This window comes from Collinsella sp. i06-0019-1H4 (assembly GCF_042849575.1).
Classification (GTDB): Bacteria; Actinomycetota; Coriobacteriia; order Coriobacteriales; family Coriobacteriaceae; genus Collinsella.
On record NZ_BAABYB010000001.1, the window covers coordinates 1,149,332 to 1,164,543 of the forward strand.

Genomic DNA, 15,212 nt, shown 5'->3' on the forward strand with positions numbered 1-15,212 from the left:
GGTGACGTTCGTTATCGGCGCCGCCGCGAGCGGCAAGAGCGCCTATGCCGAGTCCCTGTGCCTCGGGCACGACGGCCCCCGCGTGTACCTGGCAACGATGGAGCCCTTCGGGGAAGAGGGCGCCCGCCGCATCGCGCGCCATCGGGCGCTGCGCGAGGGCAAGGGGTTTTCCACCCTCGAGCGCACGCGTGACGTGGGCGCCGCAGTGCCCGGGCTTCCGTGCGGCTGCACGCTTCTTTTGGAGGACGTGGGCAACCTGGTTGCGAACGAGCTCTTCGCGGAAGGCGGCTTGTCCCCACGTGACCCCGACGCTGCGGCGCGCGAGGTGCTCGGAGGCATCGAACGGCTCGCTCAGGCCGCTGCGTATACGGTGGTGGTCACCGTCGACGTGTTCGCCGATGGAATGCGCTACGATGAGGGGACCGAGGCATGGAGGCGCGCGCTCGCGCGCGTGAACGCGGGTGTGGTGGCGCTGGCCGACCGCGCAGTCGAAGTGGTATGCGGGATTCCCGTGTGGATGAAAGGCGAAGGACCTATAAGGTGAAGATAGCAGAGGCAATCGGCGCGGCGTTCGGAACGTTCTCGCGCATCCCCGTCCCGAAATCGGCCTGGACCGATTTCGGGTCAACCCATGCGCTTGCCGCGTTTCCCCTGGTGGGCCTTGCGGAAGGCTTCCTCATGACGGCGTGGGGGTACGTGGCGAACCTGCTCGGCGTACCCGCGACCATCGTCGCGGCCGTGCTCGCGGCGCTGCCTGTGGCGGTGACGGGAGGCATCCACTTAGACGGGCTCTGCGACACCTCCGATGCGCTTGCAAGTTGGGCCCCGCGCGAGCGAAAGCTCGAGATCATGCACGACCCGCGGGCGGGCGCCTTCGGGGTCATCGGTGTTGTCGTGTACCTTATTCTGCAGTTTTCCCTGTTCACCGCGCTGCCGCTTACGGCGGGGGCGTTCCTCGCGCTTCTGTGCTCGCTCGTGTTCTCCCGCGCGCTTTCGGGGCTCGCCGTAGAATGCTGGCCTGCCGCGCGGGCGGACGGCATGGCCGCGGGGCTCTCGCCTGCGAAGAAGCGCGCGGCGATCGTCGTGCCGCTTTGCGCTTTCGCCGCGGCTTCGGCTGCAGGGATGGTCGCGTGCGCTCAGGCCGTCGGCGTCCTTATGGCGGTGGCGGGGCTTTTGGCGCTCGCGTGGTACCGCCATGTTGCCCTGTCCCGCTTCGGCGGGGTGACGGGGGATTTGGCCGGATGGTTTCTGCAATGGGCCGAGCTCGCGATGCTTGCCATGCTGGTGGCGGGGGGCATGCTCCTATGATTCTCGTGGTAGGTGGCGCGCATTCGGGGAAGAGGACCTTCGTGCGCGAAAAGCTCGGGTTCGCGGCGGACGATTTCGTCGATGCGGCGCAGCTTGCGGAGGGCGGCGTGCCCGCGGCTTTTGCCGGCCGTGTCGCGTACCGTGCTGAGGAGCTCGTACGCGCGCTCGACGCAGACCGGGCGCTCGAGCGGCTGATTGGCTTCGACGCAGTGATTCTGCCCTTGGTCGGCTCGGGGGTCGTCCCCATGCGTGCGGAAGACGCCCAATGGCGCGAGCGCGCGGGGCGCTTTGGATGCGCGCTCGCTGCGCGTGCCGACGTCGTCGTGCGCATGACGTGCGGGATTCCCCAGGTCATCAAAGGAAACCTTGCCGATGCGCCTCGAGGGACGCAGGGCGCGGGCGCGCCTTTGGAAGTCGTCTTCGTGCGCCATGGTGCCACGGCGGGCACGGAAGACCATCGCTACAGCGGGGCGGGCACCGACGAGCCCCTGTCGAGCGCGGGCGAGCGCGCTTTGCGCGACCTCGCGTGTGATCGTGACATGTTCCGTGTTATCACGAGCGGCATGGCCCGCACCGACCAGACGGCGCGCATCCTCTTCCCGAACGCGGAGCTTATGGCGTGCCCCGGTCTGCGCGAGATGGATTTCGGCAACTTCGAGGGGCGAAGCGCCGCCGAGCTTAAAGAGGATGTGCGCTACCGCGCCTGGGTAGACTCCTGGTGCGAGACGCGCTGCCCGCATGGCGAGGGCAAGAGCGATTTCACCCGCCGCGTCGTCGCGGCGTTTCGGGAGGCGTGCGAATCGGAGCGCGCCCAGGGGAGTGGGCGCGCCGTCTTCGTCGTTCACGCGGGTACCGTGAAAGCGCTGCTCTCCGAGCTAGCTGTCCCGAAAATGGGATATTTCGACGTGCATACCGAGCCGGGCGGCGCATGGGCCGCCACCTGGGATGGGCGCTGCCTTCGCGACGTTCGTCCCGCTTCGGGGGGCGATGCCCGGTGATGACGATTCTTGCCGCCGCCGCCGGGTTCGCAGCCGACCTTGCCTTCGGCGACCCGCGCTGGCTTCCCCATCCCGTTGTCGCCATGGGGCGCGCGATCACGTGGGCCGAAGGCCGCCTGCGGGGCTCATTCCCGCAAACGTCCGCGGGCACGCGCGCCTCAGGGCTTGTGCTCGCCGTGGCGCTTCCGCTTGCGTGTGGGCTTTTGACCTTGGGAATCCTGCATCTTTGCGGCATGGTTCACCCCGGCTTGCGCTTCGTGGCCGAGGCATGGGCGAGCTATCAGATTCTCGCGGCATGCGAGCTGCGCCGCCAGAGCCTGGCCGTGGCCCGCGCGTTCTCGAAGGGCGGCCTTGTCGCGGCTCGCGAAGCCGTCGGGCTCATCGTGGGACGCGACACGTCTGTTCTCGACGAGCAGGGCGTTGCGCGCGCCGCCGTGGAAACGGTGGCGGAGAACGCGAGCGACGGCGTCATCGCGCCGCTTTTCTACCTTATGATCGGGGGTGCGCCCTTGGGCATGGCGTACAAGGCGGTGAACACGCTCGACAGCATGGTGGGCTACAAAAACGAGCGCTACATCGACTTCGGCTGCGCCTCGGCGCGCCTCGACGATGCGGTGAACTGGATTCCCTCGCGCTTATCGGCCCTGTTCATGATCGCCGTGTGCCCGATCGTCGGGCTCGATGCTCGCGGGGCGGCGCGCATCTGGCGCCGCGACAGGCGTCGCCATGCGAGCCCCAACTCGGCGCAGACCGAGTCAGCGTGTGCGGGCGCGCTCGGGCTGCGCCTGGCAGGACCCGCGGTGTATTTCGGCAAGCTCGTTGAGAAACCGACGATAGGCGACGCGTCCCGTGAAATTGAGTGGAGCGACATCGCCCGGGCGACTAGGCTCATGCTCGCCGCGTCCGTATGCGCGCTCGTCGTCTTCGGTGCCGCACGCGCGGCGGTCGTGCTCGCCGTGGGGGCGATGGTATGAGGGAAGACCACGCCGCGTCCCGGGCTGCCGGGGGAATCCTGCGCGCCCGTGCGCATGGGGGTAGCACGCAATCGCTCGGCATCGCTTGCGAAGGGGGCGCCTCCGACCTCATTGACTTCTCGGTGAACGTGAATCCGGCAGGCCCCTCGCCGCGCGCCGTTGCCGCAGCTTGCAAGGCGCTTTCTCGAATCGACGCCTACCCCGATAGGGAAAGCCTCGCCCTCGTTCGCGCCCTAGCGCGTGCCCAGGGCATTCCCGAAGATACTATCGTCTGCGGCGCGGGCGCGTCCGACATCATTTGGCGGCTCGCCGCGGCGGTGCGCCCGAAACGCATCGTCGTGTGCGCGCCGACGTTCTCTGAATATGCGGAGGCGGCATCGTACTACGGCGCATGCGTGCAGGAGTTCCCGCTCTCCGAAGCGGACGACTTCGACGTGCCCGCCTCCTTCGCCCGCGCGATCGAGGGGCCGGGAGACGTGGCGTATATCTGCAATCCGAACAACCCGACGGGGCGCCTCGTCGACCCCCGCGTGATCGATGCCGCGGCTTGCCGCTGCGAGCAGGTGGGCGCGCTGCTCGTCGTGGACGAGTGCTTCCTCGGATTTGCGCCCGACGCCCGCGAAAGGAGCGTGGCCGCACGCGCCGCGTGTTCGCGCCATGTGGCCGTGCTCTCCGCATTCACCAAGCTCTACGGAATGGCGGGGTTGCGGTTAGGATATCTGATCAGCGGAAACGCCCAACTCCTCGAGGGGATTCGCCGGGCGGGGCAGGCGTGGCCCGTCTCCTCGGTCGCCGAGGCCGCGGGTATCGCCGCCCTGGAAGACGTCGAATACGTCTCGCGCACGCGCGATGTATTGGCGGGCGAGCGAGCGTGGCTTTCCCACGAGCTCTCCTCGCTCGGGCTTTCCGTCGTGCCGTCGGATGCGAACTTCCTTTTAGTCCGGACACCGGCGAAAGACATCCCCGAGCGCCTGTATAAACAGGGGGTTTTGGTCCGCACGTGCGACTCGTTTTCGGTACTGTCCCGTTTCTGGTGCCGCGTCGCGGTGCGCACGCGCAAGGAGAACGCCCGGCTTGCGATGGCGTTCAGCCGCGCGCTTCGGGCGGAAGGCGCATCGGGCGAAGGCGAACCCGACGAACGGGGCGGCGCTTCTTGCAGCGACGCTATGGCGGGCGCGGATGGCCGAGGCTCGGCGAAGGAGGTCGATACCCGTGGGTAGGGCGAAGCCCATCATGATCCAGGGCACCATGTCGAACGCGGGGAAGAGCCTGCTTGCGGCGGGGCTGTGCCGTGTGCTTTCGCAGGACGGCCTGCGCGTGGCTCCCTTCAAGAGCCAGAACATGGCGCTCAACAGCGGTGTCACGGCCGATGGGCTCGAGATGGGGCGCGCCCAGATCATGCAGGCCGAGGCGTGCGGCATCGCGCCCGACGTGCGCATGAACCCCATCCTGCTCAAGCCCGAAAGCGACCACCGAAGCCAGCTCATCGTGGCCGGCAAGGCGCAGGGAGCCTTCGCTGCGAGGGACTACTTCGCGCGAAAGAAGGCGCTCATGCCGCAGATTTTGGAGTCGTTCGATTCGCTCGCGGAGGAAATCGACGTCATCGTCATCGAGGGCGCCGGCAGCCCCGCCGAAATCAACCTTGCCGAAAACGACATCGTCAACATGGGGCTCGCGCGCGCCGTGTCCTCCCCCGTGCTGCTCGCGGGCGACATCGACCCAGGCGGGGTGTTTGCCCAGCTCTACGGCACGGTCGCGCTCTTTGCGCCCGAGGATCGCGCTCTTTTGCGGGGGCTTGTGGTGAACAAGTTCCGCGGCGATGTGGAAATCCTGCGCCCGGGTTTGGCCCCGCTCGAGAAAATGTGCGGGGTTCCCGTCGTGGGGGTCGTGCCGTATCTTACGCTCGACCTGGACGACGAGGACTCGCTCGCGCCGCGCCTATCTGCCCGCGAGGCGCGCGGCGTCATCGACGTCGCCGTCGTGCGCCTTCCACATCTGTCGAACTTCACCGACTTCGACCCGCTTTCGCGCGTGCCCGGCGTGGGCGTGCGCTACGTTTCCTCGACGACCGATCTGGGCCGACCCGACCTGGTGGTGCTCCCCGGCTCGAAGACCACGCTCGACGACGCGCGCTGGCTTGCGGCTAGCGGCATCGGAGCCTGTGTACGCGCGCTTTCGGGTGCGGGCACGCCGGTGCTCGGCATATGCGGAGGCTACCAGCTTTTGGGTGACGAGCTTTCCGACCCGCACGGCAGGGAAGGCGCTGGCACCGCGCGCGGGCTCGGGCTCATCCCTGCAAGTACGGTGTTCAGGGAGGAAAAGCGCCTCGCCCAGTCGGAGCTGCGCATCACAGACGCCCAAGGTGCGTTCTCGGTGTGGAACGGCATGACGGCTCGCGGGTACGAGATCCACGACGGCGAAACGATCGTCTCCTGCGCCCCTGCGGGCACGATTGGCGGCAAACCAGAAGGCGCGGCCTGCGGAAACGTGTTCGGAACCTATCTCCACGGCCTGTTCGACGAACCGGGGGTGGCGCTCGCCCTCGCGCGCTCGCTCGCGCGCATGCGTGGCCTGCCCGAGAGCGTCGTGGGTGCTGCGGGCGCGGCGTCCGCGGCCGATCACCGTGCGCGCGAGTTCGACCGCCTGGCCGACTCCGTGCGCGTGGCGCTCGACATGGAGTATGTCTACCGCATTATCGAGGAGGGCGTATGATCCACGTGTATCATGGCGACGGCAAAGGCAAGACCACGGCGGCGATGGGCCTCGCCCTTCGCATGCTCGCCGCAGGCCGCCGCGTCGTCGTCGTGCAGTTCCTGAAAGACGGCGAAAGCGGGGAGGTGCGCCTGCTCGCCGAGCATTTCGGCGTGCCCGTGTTCGCGGGGAAGGCGTCGGACAAGTTTACCTGGTCCATGACGTCGGAAGAACTTGCCGCGACGCGCGAGCTGCACGATGGGAACCTCGCTTCCGCGCTCGCCGAGCTCGAGGGCGCGCAGGAGGGGCTGCTCGTGCTCGACGAGGCGCTCGACGCGCTTTCGAAGGGGCTTGTCGACGAGGCGCTCGTGGACCGCGCGCTCGATATGTCCGCGCGCGGCGTCGAAGTAGCGTTCACCGGGCGCGCGCCTTCCCGCAAGATCGTGGAGAAGGCCGACTACATAACCGAGATGCGGTGCGAGAAACACCCCTACGCTCAGGGGATAGGTGCAAGGGAAGGAGTGGAGTACTAGATGGATTCCAAGGAGATGGCGCCCGGCGACATCGAGCGGCGCAGCTTCGAGATCATCACCGAAGAGCTCGGCGGCCGCACGTTCCCGCCGCTTGAAGAGCCCGTCGTGAAGCGCGTCATCCACACCACTGCCGACTTCTCGTACGCCGATTCCCTCGTATTCACCCATGACGCCGCGCACTGTGCTCTCGACGCACTGCGCGCAGGGGCCACGGTGCTCACCGACACGAACATGGCGCTCGCAGGCATAAGCAAGCCCGCGCTCGCAAAGCTCGGCTGCAAGGCCGTTTGCTACATGGCCGACCCTAATGTCGCCGCGGCTGCGCGCGCCGCGGGCACGACTCGCGCCGTTGCGAGCATGGACAAAGCTTGCGGCATCGAGGGTCCGCTCATCGTGGCCGTCGGCAACGCTCCCACAGCACTTCTGCGCCTCGCCGAGCTTATGGACGCGGGGAAGATCGCGCCCGCGCTCGTCGTTGGGGTGCCGGTCGGGTTTGTGAACGTGGTCGAGGCGAAAGAGGAGCTACTCGCGCGACGCGTGCCGGCCATCGTCGCGAGGGGTCGCAAGGGCGGCTCGACCGTGGCGGCTGCCATTATGAACGCGCTGCTCTACCAGATCACGCGCCCAGGGGGCCCGAAGTGACGGCGCCCGCATCCGCGCCGGCGCTGCGCATCTTCGCCGGCACCACCGAGGGCCGCCTTCTGTGCGAATGGGCGAGCGGGGCGGGCATCCCCGCCCGTGCCTACGCGGCAACCGATTACGGAGGCGAGCTTTTGGGCGAGCTTCCGGGTATCGAGGTGCATGCGGGCAGGCTCGACGAGGCCGACATGGAGCGCGAGCTTTCCGGCGCGCACATCGTCGTCGACGCCACGCACCCCTACGCTACGCTCGCAAGCGGCAACATCCGGGCCGCTTCGCTCGCCGTGGGTGCACGATGCCTGCGCCTTGCGCGCCCGGCCGAGGCGCTGCCCAAAGGCGTCGTGTCGGTCGCGTCGATCGCCTGCGCGGCGCGCTTTCTCTCCGAGAACCCGGGTCGCGCGCTTCTCGCGACGGGGAGCAAGGAGCTTGCTCCCTACACGCGCGTCGCCGATTTCGCGGAGCGCTTCTTCGTGCGTGTGCTCCCGCTGCCCGGCGCTATAACGAAGTGCATCGACGCGGGGTTTTCGCCGTCGCACGTCATCGGCATGCAGGGGCCCTTCACCCGCGAGCTCAACGAGGCGATGCTTCGGCAGGTGGGCGCCCAGTGGCTTGTGACCAAGGACTCGGGAACCGTAGGCGGCACGGCCGAGAAGCTCGCCGCCGCGCGCGACGTGGGAGCGCGCTGCATCGTGGTCGCCCGTCCCGCCGAGGGAGGCGGCGCCCTTTCGCTTCGGGAAGTGGAAGACGCGCTCTTACGGGAGCTCGCGCGCTAGGCGCTCGCCGCGCCTGCGCGCCCTCCCGCCCGCGAAGAGGAGCGCCCCGAGCAAGCTCGACTCGTACAAGCCCGTCATCCGCCAATAGCTCGAGGACGACGCCCGGAACTGGCGCAAGCAGCCCTTCAATAAGTTGCGGTGAAATAGTGTCTGTTTTTGAAGCTAGATAGCATATTTAGTCCCTAATTCACCGCAACTTGTTGGTGGTGGCTTACTGGTAGCGTAGGCACTCCACCGGGTCGAGCTTCGCCGCGCGGCGAGCGGGGTAGAAGCCAAATATCACGCCGATGCCGACGGAGACGGCGAAGGCCAGCATCACCGTGGCGATTGAAAAACTCGGTGTGATTTGCCCGCTGGCACCGAGCTCGCCAAGAATCCCGGATCCGGAGGCAAACATCGCGAGGCCCCATGCCAGCAGATAGCCAATCAGGACACCTAGCAGTCCGCCGGTGACGCACAGCGCCGAGGATTCGGCCAAAAACTGCGCGGTGATATCGCGACGACTTGCGCCCAGAGCGCGGCGGATGCCGATCTCGCGGATGCGCTCCGTTACGTTGGTAAGCATCATATTCATAATGCCGATACCGCCGACAAGCAGCGAGATGCTGGCGACAGCACCCATGATGAGCGAGAACGCGCCCATAAAGGAGTTGAGCGCATCGATGGCGCTTTTCATGGATGTCGCCGATACACTGTCGTACCCATCCTCCTCCTCGATGCCCTTCATCGCGCGCACCTTTGACTCGATGGTCTTACAAAGCTCATCCATGTCCGTGCCCTCGGCGGCAAGTGCCGTCACGCTGGGGAATGAAGGATTCTCGTCACCAAACAGGCCGGAGATGGTTTCGCGTGGCATATACAGCGTGAGCGAGCCCATGGAGTCGCTGCCACCATCTATCACGCCTACAATCTGCACCTCGCCGTTGGACACCTTGATGGTTTTCCCCAGCGCATCCTGTTCGTTGCCGTAAAGCTGATCGGCGCCGTTGCGGCTGATGAGCGCCACGCGCGAGCCTGACTGGGACTCGGCCTGGGAATAGGTGCGCCCCGCAACGAGCTTGCTGGCCCCCACCGCGTCGAGCATGTCGCTATCGACACCTTGTGCCATGACGGTATAGTTTTTATCGCCGGTCTTATACTCGGTATACGCGCTGTCGACAATGCCGATCTGCTCTATCTGCGGCACCAGTTTTTGAAGCTTCTCGATGTCCGACTCGGTGAGTTCTTGCGACGAATAGATTTGCACCATGCGTGCCGCATTGAGGCCCAGGCTGTTGACCAAGCTGTTTTGGATACCGCCGATGAGCGAAGTCATGGCGATAACCGAGGCGATGCCGATGACAATGCCCAGGATGGTGAGCAGGCTGCGCCCCTTGTTGGCTTCGAGCGAGTGAAGGGCTTCCTGGATGAGATCGCGGGCGCTCATGCCACCACTCCTTTCGGCGGGTTGGCGGAGGCGGAAATCATGGGCAGGCTATCTACAGCGCTGCGTAGGGTCCGCGGTGCATGTGGAATATACGCGCCGTCGTGAATGCGACCGTCGCGGATGGTCACGGCACGGTCGGCCTCGGCGGCGATGCCGGGGTCATGTGTGATAAGCACGATGGTTTTGCCGCGCTCCTGAAGTCTATGGAAGGTCTCCATCACAAGCGCTCCGGTGGCGGAGTCAAGGTTTCCCGTCGGCTCGTCGGCCAGAATGATGGGCGGGTCATTGACGAGGGCGCGTGCGATGGCGACACGCTGCATCTGGCCGCCCGAGAGCTCGGATATGCGGTGGTCCCAGTGGTCGACGGGCAGCGTGACGGCCTGCAGCGCGTGCACGGCGCGCATTTCGCGCTGGCTACGGGGCACATTGGTGTAGGCCAGCGGCAGCATGACGTTTTCGATAACCGACAGGCGCGGCAGCAGGTTGAAGCTCTGAAAGACAAAGCCAATGCTCAGGGCGCGAACTTCGGTGAGCTCGTCATCATCGAGCTCGGCCACGTTGACCCCTTGCAGGTAGTAGTCGCCTGCCGTTGGCTTATCCAGGCAGCCTAGGATGTTCATGAGCGTTGATTTGCCCGAACCCGAGGGGCCAGTGATAGCGACGAATTCGCCGGGATTTACCGCTAGGCTCACGTTGTGCAGGATGTGGGCGCAACCTGCCTCGCTCTCAAAGATGCGGTGCACGTTGCGGATGTCGATAACGGGACGCATTACATGTCCTCATCGGCAGACATACTGCCCGAATCCGCGCTGTAGCCGCCGTCAGCCGTTGCGTCCGCTCCGGTGTCCATGACGAGGGTGTCACCATCGCTCAGCTTGGTAACCGGCACGTTGGGGTTGATCTCGTTGCCCTGGTCGTCGCGCTTGACCTGTGTCTTGCCGACTACGGTTTCGTTGTCGTTTTGCGTCACGACGGTCACCTTGACGCGGCGGGTTTGCTTGCCCTCGTCATCGGTTGCCACGTTGACGTAATAGTGTTCGCCGTCTTCGGTCATGAGCGCCATCGTCGGCACCATCACCACGTCGTCGAGCTGCTCGGTCACCACCGAGACCTCGGCCGTCATGCCCGGCTTCAGGCGCGCGTCGGGCGCCTCGATGAGGATGTCGACGTTAAAGGTCACGCTGCCGCCGCCGTTGGCGGCGTCGGAGTTTGCCACCGACGCGATAGCCGTGACGGTTCCCTGGCTCACGATATCGGGAAACGCGGGATACGTGACGTTGGCGCTCTGCCCAACGGCGATCTTGGCGATGTCCTTTTCGCCCACCTGCACGGTCACCTTCATCTTGGATAGGTCGGCGATCTGCATGCACTGCTTGCCGCCGCTCGTATCGCTTTCGCCCATGATCATGCCGCCTGTTACCGTTGCGCCCACCTTGGCGTTAAGCTCCACGATGCTACCCGAGCTCGGGGCCGTGACCGTGCGACTGGCGGCCTTGGCGTTCGCCTGGTCTAGGTTTGCCTGGGCCGAAGCGAGGCTGCGCTGCGCGGCCGATACGGCGTTCGTGTCCGCTGATGCGTCAGAGACGCCAGCCGCTGCGGAAGCTCCCTCGACGTCCGTCGTTGGGGTGGCCTGCGCGGCAGCTGCGGCTTTCTGCGCGTTGGCGAGGTCTTCCTGAGCGGCTGCAACTGCACGCTGCGCCTCGGCAACGTTGCGATCGAGCTCGTCGTTTTTAATGGTCATAAGCATGTCGCCCTCGTTGACGGATTGGCCTGCCTGCACGTTGATCGAATCGACTGTGCCGTCGACAGAAGGGGAGACCACTGAGGACGAAATGGGTTTGAGCTGGCCTTTCGCCTCGACCGTTGTGGTAAACGGACCCTCGGTCACCATGTCGGTCACAGGCCCACTAGCGCCCTGTGGCTGAGCATTGATAACCAGGGTTGCGACAATGGCAATGAGTGCGATGGTACCCACGACGCCGGCGGCAATACCGCGTCGGATGAGCTTTTTGCGTCGACGTTCGGCACGTTTTGCCTTGAGCTTGGCATATGCCTCTTCATCGGAAATCTCGGTCGCATCGTTCGCGCGTCCGCTCTGCTTATCGGCATGTACGTTTGTAATCAGAGGAATCGTTTCGGTGACATCTTCGGGCGTGTGCTCGGTATCATCCGGGCCCGGGGTGGTCGTGGGGACATTCGGCATAGCGTCTCCTTTATAGAAAGTACCTCGATAAGTATATGCGCCCACCGGTTGGGGCGGGCGCATGGGACGGTTTCTTTCGGAACTGTTAGATTGGTCGCAGCAGCTCCATGTTGTAGGAATGTGCGCGTTGCACTACGAGTGGACAACCACGCACAGGCCGACTTTGATGCAGTCGTGAAGTGCCTTGGCGTCTGCCAGGCGCAGGTTGATGCAACCGTGGCTGCCGCACCACTTGTACGACTCGGCATTATCGAAGCTCTTGTCGTTTTGCCAGGTGGCATCGTGGAAGCCGATCATGTTGCCCTCAAAAGGCATCCAGTAGCTCACCGGGCTCTCGTATTTGGGCTTACCGGTCTTGGGGTCCTTGGCTCCGATCAGGGTGCTGCCGCCGTCGTTGCTGTTGATCTGCCAGACGCCCTCGGGCGTGGCGTCCTCGCCCGGCTTGCCCGAGATAAAGTTGGCCTCCCAAACGATATTTCCGCTCTCGTCATAGTAGCGCGCGTGCTGTTCGGACAAGTCGACGTCGATATACGCCTTCCAGTCGGGCTCTCCCTTTGCGGTAAAGGTGTCGGCCTTCTGGGAGTACTTGATCTCGATTTCGCCGGTCTGCTTGTTGTTAATGGCGTCCTCGACCTGCTTGGCGAGCGAGCTGCTGTCGATGGACCAACCAAAGTCGCCGCCTTCGACGGCGCACTGCTTGCCATCGGCGCGCGTCCACCAGCGAGTGGAGCCCACGGTATTAAAGCCGTTGGCGAGTTCGGCTGCCCAGTTGCTGATCTGCGACGTATCGAGCGTTGGGTTGGCGGGATCGGCAAAGCTGATCCACTGCAATACGGAGCTGCCATCAACCTTGCCGGCATCCTCGCCGTTGAGCTTGAGGGTCACGTTGACGCCCAGGAAGTTGTTGGCGGCATCGCATGCGGCCTGAATCTGATCATCGGTCAGCGTTCCATTGAGCGGCTCATAGGCATCGTTGCCGAGCTTGGAAAGATCTACGGACTCGGCCAGCGAGGCAAGCTCGAGCTCGGCATACTTAATGACATGCTCGCGGTTGATTTTCTCGTTGGAGCGCGCCTTCTCGACGGTAAACTTGCCGGCCTGCTCGTCATAGGAGCTATTGGCCTCGAACGTGCCCGAACGGCCCTCGTTAAACTCGTCGATAGCGGCGCCCAGGTCCTCCTCAAACTTCTTTTGGTCAAAGGCGTCGGAGAGCATGGACAGGTCGACGTCTTGATCAAGATCGACTTCGTTGGAGGTAGCGGTTGTTTTGGTCTTGCCGCTTAAGGATTCCACAAGGCGGACCGGCCAAATAAAGGCTTCGTTGTGGCTGATGATTTCTTTTGCGGCAGCTTCGCCGTCGACGATGGGCTCATCGGACTCGGGCTGATAGGTCCAGCTAAAGTCATCGCCTGTCACGGTGAGCTTATAGTGCTTCCATGCCGAGTTGACCTTGGTGGCGGCAGACGAAGCGTTGGAGAAGGAGACGTCGACGCCGGCAATGGTGGTGTTGGGGTAGGCTACCTGCGAAAACGCTACGACGCCTACGATATAGACAATGACGATTAGACCCAGGATGACAAAGAGCGTCGTCTTTTTGCCCGACTTATTGTTCTCGGCGGGTTTGCGCGCGGGGCCGCGATCGCCTCGAGCGTGCGTGGGGGGCTGCTTGGGCGCATTGCCGTTTGCCTGGCGCTGCTGACGTTGTTGACGCTGCTGTCGCTGTTGGTTCGGGCGTTGGGAAGCGTTTGCCGCACCACGCTGCTGACCGTGGCTCGGCGCGATAGGACGCGGCGACTGAACGCCGCCGGTGTGCCTGCTCGGCTGCTGCGGATCGGGAATCAGTTGAGTTCGATCGTTTTGCGACATCGTATGCATATCCTTCGATTTTCGCCTTGCGGTTCATCGTGTTTTTACTGGGCTTGCATTATAGCGATTGCCCTGCTGTTTGTGGTACGGAAACGGTGGCATTCAAAAGAGGTGGGACATTTGTCCCACCTTTGAGTCGTTCTTTGCCGCTATCCGCACACACCGCATTTTGCACAGGCCGAAAGTGCGGCCGGAGCCTGCGCGATGCCGCCCTTTGCCGTCTCGCGCAGCGTGGCCGGCAACGCGTGGCCCACTGAGAGCATGACATGTGCCATCTGGTCAAACGGCACCAGGCTCTTAATGCCTGCGAGGGCGAGTTGTGCCGAGCTAAAGGCCGCTGCTACGCCGATGGCGTTGCGGTTTTGGCAGGGCACCTCCACGAGGCCACCGACGGGGTCACAAACGAGGCCCAGCAGGTTACTCAGCGCGATGGAACTGGCGTCAAGCGCCTGCTCGGGCGTGCCGCCGAGCATCTGCACCAGCGCGGCGGCTGCCATGGCGGCGGCGCTTCCGACCTCGGCTTGGCAGCCGCCCTCGGCGCCGGCAACGCAGGCGCTCGTGGTGAGGTTGAGGCCGATGGCGGCTGCGCAGTAGAGCGCGTCCATGACTTGCTCGTCGTCGAGCTGAAGGTGATCGGCGAGCGCCAGCACGCAGCCGGGCACAACACCCGCGGATCCTGCCGTCGGAGCTGCGACGATTACGCCCATGGTGGCGGAGCGTTCGAGCACGGCCATCGCGCGGGCCACAGCTTCGGTCTGAACGGGGCCCATCAGGCTTGCACTCAAATCGTTGCGGCCGGTGGCTTCGACGAGCTTGGCCTCGCCGCCGATAAGCCCGCCGAGCGAACGCTGCGGATTGGCGATGGGGGCCGTGGTCTCCTCGCGCATGACGTCGAGCACGCGGCGCATGGCGGCGACGGCGTGCGCCTCGCCGGTCAGGCGCGCCTCGCGCACGGCCATAACGGCGCCGATGCTGAGCCCCAGTTCCTCGCACGCATCGAGCAGCTGCTCACCGTCGTCGAAGATCTCCTTGGCCGAGACGCCGGGAGAGAGCGACGAGGCAGAACCGGGGAGCTCGATAAACGTTGCGTAATCGACATTGTCGAGCTTGCGTAGCATGGGGACGACGGTGTCGTCGGGCGCGCCGTCGGTCTCAAAGACGGAGTAGGCCTGGCCGCCCACCTCGGTGCGGTAGGTACGGCAAAACGCGATGTTTACATGGGCGTAGGCGAGCAGGTTCGTGAGCGCGGCGAGCACGCCGGGGACGTCCTTGTGCGCCACGAAGAGCGTGGAATACATGCCCGAGATGTCGACGCCGACGCCGTTAATGCGGCTGATGCGCATCTTGCCGCCGCCCAGGCTCTCGCCGCGGACCTGTGCCGTGGCGCCCGTGTCGTCTACCATGTCAATGTCGACGGTATTGGGGTGGATGGAGGCGTCGTCGCCCTTGATGTCAAAGTGATATTCGAGGCCCTGCTCGCGAGCGAGGTCGAAGGCCTGCTTGATATTCTCGTCATCGGTGTCGAGGCCTAGGATGCCCGCGACGAGCGCACGATCGGTGCCGTGGCCGCGGTAGGTGTGGGCGAAGGAGTTCCACAGGCCAAAGGTGGCTTTGGTGATGCGGCCTTCCAGCAGGCTGGCGGCAACTTGGGCGCACCGCAGGGCGCCGGCGGTGTGCGATGAGCTGGGGCCGACCATGACGGGGCCCAAGATCTCGAATGCCGAGGTCGTAGCTAGTGTTTGCGGCTTGCCTGCCATGGGTGCTCCTTTTCTATCCCGTCGTTCCGAGGGCTTTGGTATTT

Annotated in this window: 14 protein-coding genes; 9 read left to right on the top strand and 5 right to left on the bottom strand. The window is 64.8% G+C overall.

Annotated elements, in window-relative coordinates; translation table 11 throughout:
- The first annotated feature begins 1 nt into the window (after window position 1).
- Genes ACGHEN_RS04945 through cobK form a run of 9 tightly spaced genes read left to right on the top strand, consistent with a single transcriptional unit; the run spans window position 2 to window position 7,916 of the window.
- Window positions 2-544 (top strand): bifunctional adenosylcobinamide kinase/adenosylcobinamide-phosphate guanylyltransferase, encoded by a 543-nt coding sequence (locus ACGHEN_RS04945; protein WP_195544689.1) that lies wholly within the window; start codon window positions 2-4, stop codon window positions 542-544.
- Complete coding sequence (locus tag ACGHEN_RS04950) at window positions 541-1,308, top strand: adenosylcobinamide-GDP ribazoletransferase (protein WP_195544690.1); 768 nt, start codon at window positions 541-543, stop codon at window positions 1,306-1,308. Before ACGHEN_RS04945 ends, ACGHEN_RS04950 begins: the two co-directional genes overlap by 4 nt.
- Complete coding sequence (locus ACGHEN_RS04955; RefSeq protein WP_390397692.1) at window positions 1,242-2,306, top strand: histidine phosphatase family protein; 1,065 nt, start codon at window positions 1,242-1,244, stop codon at window positions 2,304-2,306. The genes ACGHEN_RS04950 and ACGHEN_RS04955 overlap by 67 nt, the downstream gene beginning before the upstream one ends.
- Window positions 2,306-3,280, top strand: a complete 975-nt coding sequence (gene cbiB, locus ACGHEN_RS04960; protein ID WP_195625071.1) for an adenosylcobinamide-phosphate synthase CbiB — start codon at window positions 2,306-2,308, stop codon at window positions 3,278-3,280. Before ACGHEN_RS04955 ends, cbiB begins: the two co-directional genes overlap by 1 nt.
- Complete coding sequence (locus ACGHEN_RS04965) at window positions 3,277-4,500, top strand: pyridoxal phosphate-dependent aminotransferase (RefSeq protein ID WP_390397694.1); 1,224 nt, start codon at window positions 3,277-3,279, stop codon at window positions 4,498-4,500. Before cbiB ends, ACGHEN_RS04965 begins: the two co-directional genes overlap by 4 nt.
- Entirely contained in the window at window positions 4,493-5,992 is a 1,500-nt protein-coding gene (locus ACGHEN_RS04970; protein ID WP_390397697.1) for a cobyric acid synthase, read from the top strand. Before ACGHEN_RS04965 ends, ACGHEN_RS04970 begins: the two co-directional genes overlap by 8 nt.
- Window positions 5,989-6,504 (top strand): cob(I)yrinic acid a,c-diamide adenosyltransferase, encoded by a 516-nt coding sequence (locus tag ACGHEN_RS04975; protein WP_195625055.1) that lies wholly within the window; start codon window positions 5,989-5,991, stop codon window positions 6,502-6,504. The genes ACGHEN_RS04970 and ACGHEN_RS04975 overlap by 4 nt, the downstream gene beginning before the upstream one ends.
- Window positions 6,505-7,146 carry a precorrin-8X methylmutase gene (locus ACGHEN_RS04980; protein WP_161115670.1) on the top strand — a complete coding sequence of 214 codons (642 nt, stop codon included), beginning with the start codon at window positions 6,505-6,507 and terminating at the stop codon, window positions 7,144-7,146.
- Window positions 7,143-7,916 carry a precorrin-6A reductase gene (gene cobK / locus ACGHEN_RS04985; RefSeq protein ID WP_195444301.1) on the top strand — a complete coding sequence of 258 codons (774 nt, stop codon included), beginning with the start codon at window positions 7,143-7,145 and terminating at the stop codon, window positions 7,914-7,916. Before ACGHEN_RS04980 ends, cobK begins: the two co-directional genes overlap by 4 nt.
- A 211-nt stretch (window positions 7,917-8,127) precedes the next feature.
- Here the strand turns inward: cobK and ACGHEN_RS04990 are convergent, their stop codons facing one another.
- The 5 genes from ACGHEN_RS04990 to sdaAA form a co-directional block, all read right to left on the bottom strand.
- A complete protein-coding gene (locus tag ACGHEN_RS04990) occupies window positions 8,128-9,342 on the bottom strand; it encodes an ABC transporter permease (protein ID WP_390397701.1) in 1,215 nt (404 codons plus the stop codon).
- Complete coding sequence (locus tag ACGHEN_RS04995) at window positions 9,339-10,112, bottom strand: ABC transporter ATP-binding protein (RefSeq protein WP_271747118.1); 774 nt, start codon at window positions 10,110-10,112, stop codon at window positions 9,339-9,341. The genes ACGHEN_RS04990 and ACGHEN_RS04995 overlap by 4 nt, the downstream gene beginning before the upstream one ends.
- The gene (locus tag ACGHEN_RS05000; protein WP_390397703.1) at window positions 10,112-11,545 is read right to left on the bottom strand and encodes an efflux RND transporter periplasmic adaptor subunit; all 1,434 of its coding nucleotides are present in this window, start codon (window positions 11,543-11,545) and stop codon (window positions 10,112-10,114) included. Before ACGHEN_RS05000 ends, ACGHEN_RS04995 begins: the two co-directional genes overlap by 1 nt.
- 132 nt (window positions 11,546-11,677) lie before the next feature.
- A complete protein-coding gene (locus tag ACGHEN_RS05005) occupies window positions 11,678-13,411 on the bottom strand; it encodes a L,D-transpeptidase (protein ID WP_055310669.1) in 1,734 nt (577 codons plus the stop codon).
- A 149-nt stretch (window positions 13,412-13,560) separates the two neighbouring features.
- Window positions 13,561-15,168 (bottom strand): L-serine ammonia-lyase, iron-sulfur-dependent, subunit alpha, encoded by a 1,608-nt coding sequence (gene sdaAA / locus ACGHEN_RS05010; protein ID WP_271807313.1) that lies wholly within the window; start codon window positions 15,166-15,168, stop codon window positions 13,561-13,563.
- Window positions 15,169-15,212 lie beyond the last annotated feature (44 nt).

Bases quoted from the DNA above. Each gene is read 5' to 3' on its own strand.
- ACGHEN_RS04980 (WP_161115670.1), top strand. From the start codon at position 6,505: ATGGATTCCAAGGAGATGGCGCCCGGCGACATCGAGCGGCGCAGCTTC.
- cbiB (WP_195625071.1), top strand. From the start codon at position 2,306: ATGACGATTCTTGCCGCCGCCGCCGGGTTCGCAGCCGACCTTGCCTTC.
- ACGHEN_RS04995 (WP_271747118.1), bottom strand. From the start codon at position 10,112: ATGCGTCCCGTTATCGACATCCGCAACGTGCACCGCATCTTTGAGAGC.
- ACGHEN_RS04990 (WP_390397701.1), bottom strand. From the start codon at position 9,342: ATGAGCGCCCGCGATCTCATCCAGGAAGCCCTTCACTCGCTCGAAGCC.
- sdaAA (WP_271807313.1), bottom strand. From the start codon at position 15,168: ATGGCAGGCAAGCCGCAAACACTAGCTACGACCTCGGCATTCGAGATC.
- ACGHEN_RS04965 (WP_390397694.1), top strand. From the start codon at position 3,277: ATGAGGGAAGACCACGCCGCGTCCCGGGCTGCCGGGGGAATCCTGCGC.
- ACGHEN_RS04975 (WP_195625055.1), top strand. From the start codon at position 5,989: ATGATCCACGTGTATCATGGCGACGGCAAAGGCAAGACCACGGCGGCG.
- ACGHEN_RS05005 (WP_055310669.1), bottom strand. From the start codon at position 13,411: ATGTCGCAAAACGATCGAACTCAACTGATTCCCGATCCGCAGCAGCCG.
- ACGHEN_RS04955 (WP_390397692.1), top strand. From the start codon at position 1,242: ATGGTTTCTGCAATGGGCCGAGCTCGCGATGCTTGCCATGCTGGTGGC.
- ACGHEN_RS05000 (WP_390397703.1), bottom strand. From the start codon at position 11,545: ATGCCGAATGTCCCCACGACCACCCCGGGCCCGGATGATACCGAGCAC.